Below are 6,332 nucleotides of genomic sequence, written 5' to 3' on the forward strand. Positions count from 1 at the left end.
CTAAAAGGCAACTAATGCTGTGAACTATCGATACGTTTTGTACCAAAAGGCCAAATTTGCAACGGAGGCCTCATGGATCACCTGGCTACTCGGGGAGATCTGGACAGCGCGGTCAGCCGACCGAAACCCCCCTCCAAGGGGGCGGCGGTCACCGTGGAGGAGTTCGCGAGCGCTCTGAACGAGCTGGCGCTCGGTGGTGACGGATGGCGATCGGTCCTCGCCAGACTCTCCTCGGTGACCGGCAGGAAGGCCCGCCTCGTCGGTGTCCACGGCGGCGTGTTCGCGGCGACCGACGGCGGCGACGCGACGATGAGTCCCTCCGAGGTCGCCCGGATTTTCGCCGCGCCCGAGCCGACGACGGTCGAGCTGGCGGACGGTTTGTCGGCCAGGGCCCTGGCCGTGTGGGCGGGGCAGCGCAGGGTTGGCCTGCTCCTGCTCGCCGAGCCCGTCGACGAGCGGAACCTGGCCTACCTCAAGGCGTCGGCGACCGCGGTGGCCATCGAGGCCGTGCGGCGCGACGCCGCCGCCACGGCGAAGGCGGAGAACGCGAGCCGGCTCATCGACGAGCTCCGGTACGGCGCGTTGCGCGGAACCGACGAGTTGACCAGGACCGCCGCGCGTTTCGGCCTCCGGCTGGACGAGCCGCACGCCGCCGCGGCCTTCGCCTACGACGGCCCGAACCGTCGGACCTGGTCCACGGCGCTGTCCTGGCTGGAGATGCCCGTGCGCCAGGAGGACGGTGAGGGCTGGACCGTGCTGGCGGGGGACATTCCCCGTGAGGTCGGCCGGATTCGCGTCCGGCTGCAGGGCATGGTCGGCGACGGGACGGTGCTGGCCGCCGCGGGTCCCGTGGTGACGGGCCCGAGGGACACCGCCCGATCCTTCAGGGACGCCGAGACCGTGCTCGGTCTGCTGCGCCGCAGGAACGGCGAGACCGAGCTGCTCTACTCCGAGCTGGGGCCGGCCCAGTTGCTGCTGGCCGTACCGCCGGAGCGGCTGCACGCCTTCGTCGAGCAGCAGCTGGGGCCGATCCTCGACCGTCCCGAGTTGATCCTCACCCTCGACGCCTGGCTGGCCACCCGGGGCAGCAGGGCGGCGGTCGCCGACCTGCTCCACCTGCACCGCAACTCCGTCGGCTACCGCGTCGGCCAGCTCAGGCAGCTCCTCGGCGCCGATCCGCTGGACCCCGAGACCGCCCACCGCATGCGCACCGCCCTCACCGCGAGAGAACTGCTGCACGTTTTCTGTCACCGAACCTCTTGAATCTTCTGGTCTGTCCAACTTATGCTCCGATTGTCAGACCAACAGACCAACTTCTTGGGGGAGACGATCAGATGGGTATCACCCGGATGAACCACGCGGTCCTCTACGTGCGAGACGCCCGCACGACCGCGGACTTCTACCGGCGGGTGCTGGACTTCAAGGTGATCATCGAGAGCCCGGCGGGACAGTACATGTTTCTGCGGGCACCCGACTCCGACAACCACCACGACCTGGCGCTGTTCACCATCGGGTCGTCCGCGGGTGACTCCCAGGCCGGTCAGCGGACCGTGGGCATGTACCACATCGCCTGGGAGGTCCCCACCCTCGACGAGCTGGCGGCGGTCAGGGAGCGGCTGGCGCGCGAGGGCGCGCTGCACGGCGCCAGCGACCACGGGGCCAACAAGAGCCTGTACGCCAAGGACCCCGACGGCCTGGAGTTCGAGGTGATGTGGCTGGTCCCCGCCGAGTTCTGGGGCGAGGAGGAGCACGAGGCGATCATCCGGCCGCTGGACATCCCCGCGGAACGCCGCCGCTTCGCCGCGCTGATGGAAGGCGCGGGCTCGTGAGCCGCCCCAGATTCGGCCCGGTGGCCCGGCGCATGGTCTCCGAGGAGATCCGCGACAGCCTGCTGGAGAGCATCGAGGCCGGCGCCCTTCCTCCTGGCGCGCAGCTGCCCTCGGAGCGCGCGCTCTGCGAGGAGTTCGGCGTGGCCCGCACCTCGGTGCGGGAGGCGGTGCAGAGCCTGCTGGCACTGGGCCGCATCCACAAGGTCGGCAACCGCTTCCACGTGGTGGAGCAGCTTCCCGAGGTCAGCGTCGACCCCCGCAAAAGCCGGGTGCGCGAGCTTTTCGAGTGCCGCAGGGTCATCGAGGTGTCGATCGCCCGCTTCGCGGCCTCCCGCGCCACCCCGGCGGAGCGCGACGAACTGGTCAGGATCGCCGAGTCCTTCACCGAGGACATGGAGCTTGAGGACTTCCGCGCCTCCGACCGGCGCTTCCACTGGGCGGTCGCCCGCGCGTGCGGCAACCCGACCCTGCAGGAGCTGTACGGCAAGGTCCTCGACGGCGTCTTCGCCTCGGAGGAGTTCCACACGCTGCTCGACTCGACCACCAACGCCGCCGCGGTGCGCGAGGTGATCGCCGAGGCCTGCGACGCCCACCGGCGCATCGCCGAGGCCGTCAAGGCGGGAGACGAGGACTGTGCGGAGCGGGCCGCCGAGTTCCACCTCAGCCAGGTCGAACACGCCATGGTCGCCCGGATGGTGTGACGCCTCAACGACGCGATCCCTCAACGACGGAGACAGCATGACCGACCACGTCTGGCGTTTCGACGACGCCGCCTTCAAAGAGATCAAGCCCGGTTTCAAACGCCGCATCTACACCGGTGACGACCTGATGCTCACCCTGTGGCGGATCCGGGAGGGCGCGGGGCCGACGCCGTACGACTGCCATCCCGACAACGAGCAGTTCGGAATGATCATCAAGGGCCAGCTCGACTTCCGGCTCGGCTCGGACGAGCGCCGCCTGCTCAAGCCCGGCGACGTCTACTGGGCCCCCAAGGGCTACCTGCACGGCGACAGCCACTTCATCGGCGACCCAGAGCACGGCGAGACCTGGATTCTCGACATCTTCACCCCTCCGCGCGAGGACTACAGGGAGTAAGGAAATGAACCTCGGAAGCGTGATGATCGGCTCATCCGAAGTCCCGGCGATGAAGGACTGGTATCGCGCCGCCTTCGCCGCCAAGGAGAACGAGATGGGAGCCTTCGAGTTCGGCGGCGCACAGCTCTTCATCGAGGAGCACAGCGAGGTCGCCGGGCCGACGCAGGAGCCCGCCCGGGTCATCCTCAACCTCGACGTCGAGGACTGCCGCGCCGTCGAGACGCACCTGCGCACGCTGGACGTCACCTGGGTGCGCGAGGTGGAGCAGATGCCCTTCGGCCTCATCGGCACCGTCGCCGACCCCGACGGCAACTACGTCCAGATCATCCAGTGGGGCGCCCAGCCCGAGGCGCACAAAGACTGAACCACCCTCCGCGCGTCCTTTGGAGGCAACGCGATGAACACTTCGGCACGGACCGTCCTGACGATCGCGGTCGCTCCGGCGCTGCTGCTCACCGCCTGCGGTGACAGCGGCTCCAGAGCGCCGCAGGACAAGGCAGGCGGTTCCTCCACCACCACCGCAGCCAAAGGGCAGCCCGACGTCAACGGGGATGGGAAGGTCGTCATCGGGGTCATGAGCCCCGGCGACACCCATGACAACGGCTACTACCAGAGCTTCGTCGACGACGCCAACGGCATCGCCAAGACCAACGGCTGGGAGGTCCGCACGCTCGACAAGATCAACCCGGCCGACGCGGTCAACCAGGCGCGCAACCTGTGCAGGCAGCGCGTCGACCTGATCGCCGTCGCCGCGAGCGAGCTCAAGGACTCCCTCACCGCCGCACCCGAGCCCCAGTGCAAGGGGGTCAACTGGTACGTCAACGGCGGCGGCGGCGTCCAGCAGACCGAGTACTTCACCCAGTCCCAGGACACCGTCAACCAGTCGCTCTACGCGGCGGGCTACGCGGCGGGACTGCTGCTGGAGAAGTCCGGGGGAGCGAAGGCCGGCTACATCACCGGCCCCGAGCTGGACTTCGCCAAGCAGGCGGCCAAGGCGTTCAAGGCGGGCATGCAGGCCGTCGTCCCGAAGGCCGAGCTGGTCACCACCTACACCGGTGACTTCGACGACTCGGCCAAGGCCAAGGAGGCGTTCGAGGCGCAGAAGGCACAGGGCATCAAGGTCGTCTACCCCTACCTGGGAGGCGCGACCGACGCCGTCACCCAGCAGGCCAACGCCGCGGGCGTGCCCGCCCTGACGCCCGGCACCGACCGGTGCGCCGACACCACCACGAAGTACGCCGTCTCGGTCGTCTTCAGCCCGGGGGCCTACTTCGCCGCCGCTCTGGAGGACTTCCAGAAGGGCACGCTGAAGATGGGCACGGCGCGGGTGTGGAAGATGGGCGTCGACCCGGTGCCGACCGTCAAGATCTGCGCCGCCGAAGGCGACCAGCAGGCCCGCATGGACCAGGTCATGAAGGACATGGGAACCGGAAAGCTCGATGTCGATGCGGCCGTCGACGGAGCGCGGTAGGCGACGCGGGACCGCGACGGAGTCCGTCGCGGTCCCCGCGCAGATGAACGCCGACGGCCGGATCCCGCACCGGGGGCCGCAGGTCCCCGAGGCCGCCGAGGTCACCTCACCCGGCGTCCCGGCCCAGAGCCCGGCCCCCGGCCTCCCGGCCGACGACGTCCGTCCCCCGGACCCGGTGGCCCGGCAGGACGCGGCCCCCGCGGTCGAGCTGCGCGGCGTCTCCAAGCGGTTCGGCTCCGTCGTGGCCTGCGACGACGTCCGCCTGAGCGTGCGCCGCGGCGAGATCCACGGCCTCCTCGGCCAGAACGGCGCGGGCAAGAGCACGCTCATGAAGATCCTGACCGGCCTGGTCGTCCCCGACTCGGGACAGATCATCATGGACGGCAGGCAGGTGGACATCGGCGACCCGCTGGCCGCCGCGGGGCTCGGCATCTCCATGGTGCACCAGCACTTCAGCCTCATCGGCCGGATGCGGGTGTGGGAGAACGTGACCCTGGGCGAACGCGGCCGGGTCGACCGTGACCAGGCGCGGCGCGCGGTCAGGGAGGTCGCCGAGCGCTACGGCCTGGTCGTCGATCCCGACGCGTTCGTCGAGGACCTGTCCACCGGCGAGCGCCAGCGGGTCGAGCTCGTCAAGTGCCTGCGCCGCGACCCCGACCTGCTGATCCTGGACGAGCCCACCTCGGTGCTGACCCTCGCCGAGTCCCGGGAGCTGTTCTCCGTGCTGCGCCGCGTCACCCGCGACGAGCACAAGACCGTCATCCTGATCAGCCACAAGCTCGACGAGATCCTGCACGCGACCGACCGGGTGACGATCATGCGCTCCGGCGCGGTGGTCGCGCGCAGGGAGACCGCCGAGACCGACGTGCGCGAGCTGGCCCGCGAGATGGTCGGGCGCGAGTTGTCCAAGTGGACCGCAGCCTCCGCCGTCGGGACCATGGACGCGCTGGTCGAACCCACCGCGGCCGCGCGACCACTTCAAGGAGAGGTACGGCTGCGCATCCGCGACGCCCACGCCACCGCCCGTGACGGCCGCCCGTTGCTGCGCGGCCTGTCGCTGGAGGTTCGTGCCGGGGAGATCCTCGGCATCGCGGGGGTCGAGGGCAACGGCCAGACGGCCCTCGGCGACCTGCTGTCCAGCCTGCTCGAGCTCGACGCGGGCTCGGTCGAGGTGTGCGGCTCCGCCGTACCGGCGGGCAGGCCAGGGGCGATGCACGGTGCCGGGATCGGCGTGGTGCCCGAGGACAGGCACGTGTCCGGATGCGTGCTGGACATGAGCGTGGCCGAGAACCTGGTCATGGCCGACATCGGGATGGTCTCCCGAAGAGCCTTCGTCAGTCCGCGCCGCCTGCGCGAGCGGGCCACGAGGCTGATCGAGCAGTTCTCCATCGCCGCCCCCTCGCCCGACACGCCCATGCGGCTGCTGTCCGGCGGCAACCAGCAGAAGGTCGTGCTGGCCCGCGAGCTGGCCGCCGACCCCAAGGTCCTCGTCGTCGCCCAGCCGACCAGGGGCCTGGACGTCGGGGCCATCGAGTACATGACCGAACGCGTTTACCGGGCGGCCCAGGCGGGGATCGCGGTGCTGCTCATGTCCACCGAGCTTGAGGAGATCCTCACGCTCGCGCATCGCGTAGCGGTCATCCACCGCGGTGCGATCGTCGGCGAGATGGCGCGGGCCGAGGTCGACCTGGAGCGACTCGGCATGATGATGGGAGGTCAGGCGGCTTGAACGAGACAGCGAACCGGCCGCCGGGGGAGACGGAGGTCCCGGCCGTACTCGCGGCCGGGACCGTCTCCGAGGCGGACCGTCCCGGCGGCCACGGGACCACTGCCGGGACCACTGCCGGGACCGTTGCCACAGACGCCGCCGGGGAAACCGGCGGTCCCGGCACCCCGGCCGGTTCCGCGCGGGACGCGGGCGGTGGGGGCCGGGGCGG

At 70.2% G+C, this 6,332-nt stretch carries 7 protein-coding genes and 1 pseudogene; all 8 read left to right on the forward strand.

Annotation, left to right across the window (positions count from 1 at the left end; all coding sequences use genetic code 11):
• Positions 1 to 72: 72 nt before the first annotated feature.
• The gene (locus AB0395_RS37985; RefSeq protein ID WP_366289738.1) at positions 73 to 1,263 is read left to right on the forward strand and encodes a helix-turn-helix domain-containing protein; all 1,191 of its coding nucleotides are present in this window, start codon (positions 73 to 75) and stop codon (positions 1,261 to 1,263) included.
• Between the two features lie 71 nt (positions 1,264 to 1,334).
• On the forward strand, positions 1,335 to 1,829 hold the full coding sequence (locus AB0395_RS37990; RefSeq protein ID WP_366289741.1) for a VOC family protein: 495 nt from the start codon (positions 1,335 to 1,337) through the stop codon (positions 1,827 to 1,829).
• Positions 1,826 to 2,530 carry an FCD domain-containing protein gene (locus AB0395_RS37995; protein ID WP_366289744.1) on the forward strand — a complete coding sequence of 235 codons (705 nt, stop codon included), beginning with the start codon at positions 1,826 to 1,828 and terminating at the stop codon, positions 2,528 to 2,530. Before AB0395_RS37990 ends, AB0395_RS37995 begins: the two co-directional genes overlap by 4 nt.
• Positions 2,531 to 2,567: 37 nt before the next feature.
• Positions 2,568 to 2,924 (forward strand): cupin domain-containing protein, encoded by a 357-nt coding sequence (locus AB0395_RS38000; protein WP_366289747.1) that lies wholly within the window; start codon positions 2,568 to 2,570, stop codon positions 2,922 to 2,924.
• Positions 2,925 to 2,928: 4 nt separating this feature from the next.
• On the forward strand, positions 2,929 to 3,288 hold the full coding sequence (locus tag AB0395_RS38005) for a VOC family protein (protein ID WP_366289750.1): 360 nt from the start codon (positions 2,929 to 2,931) through the stop codon (positions 3,286 to 3,288).
• A gap of 33 nt (positions 3,289 to 3,321) precedes the next feature.
• Positions 3,322 to 4,395 (forward strand): BMP family ABC transporter substrate-binding protein, encoded by a 1,074-nt coding sequence (locus AB0395_RS38010; protein ID WP_366289753.1) that lies wholly within the window; start codon positions 3,322 to 3,324, stop codon positions 4,393 to 4,395.
• Positions 4,364 to 6,124: an ABC transporter ATP-binding protein gene (locus tag AB0395_RS38015; RefSeq protein ID WP_366289756.1), complete on the forward strand. Its 1,761-nt coding sequence runs from the start codon at positions 4,364 to 4,366 to the stop codon at positions 6,122 to 6,124. Before AB0395_RS38010 ends, AB0395_RS38015 begins: the two co-directional genes overlap by 32 nt.
• Positions 6,121 to 6,332 (forward strand): annotated as a pseudogene (locus AB0395_RS38020) (hypothetical protein); the annotation flags it as partial. The gene AB0395_RS38015 and the pseudogene AB0395_RS38020, both read left to right, overlap by 4 nt.

The sequence above is a fragment of the Streptosporangium sp. NPDC051023 genome (assembly GCF_040689595.1).
Classification (GTDB): Bacteria; Actinomycetota; Actinomycetes; order Streptosporangiales; family Streptosporangiaceae; genus Streptosporangium.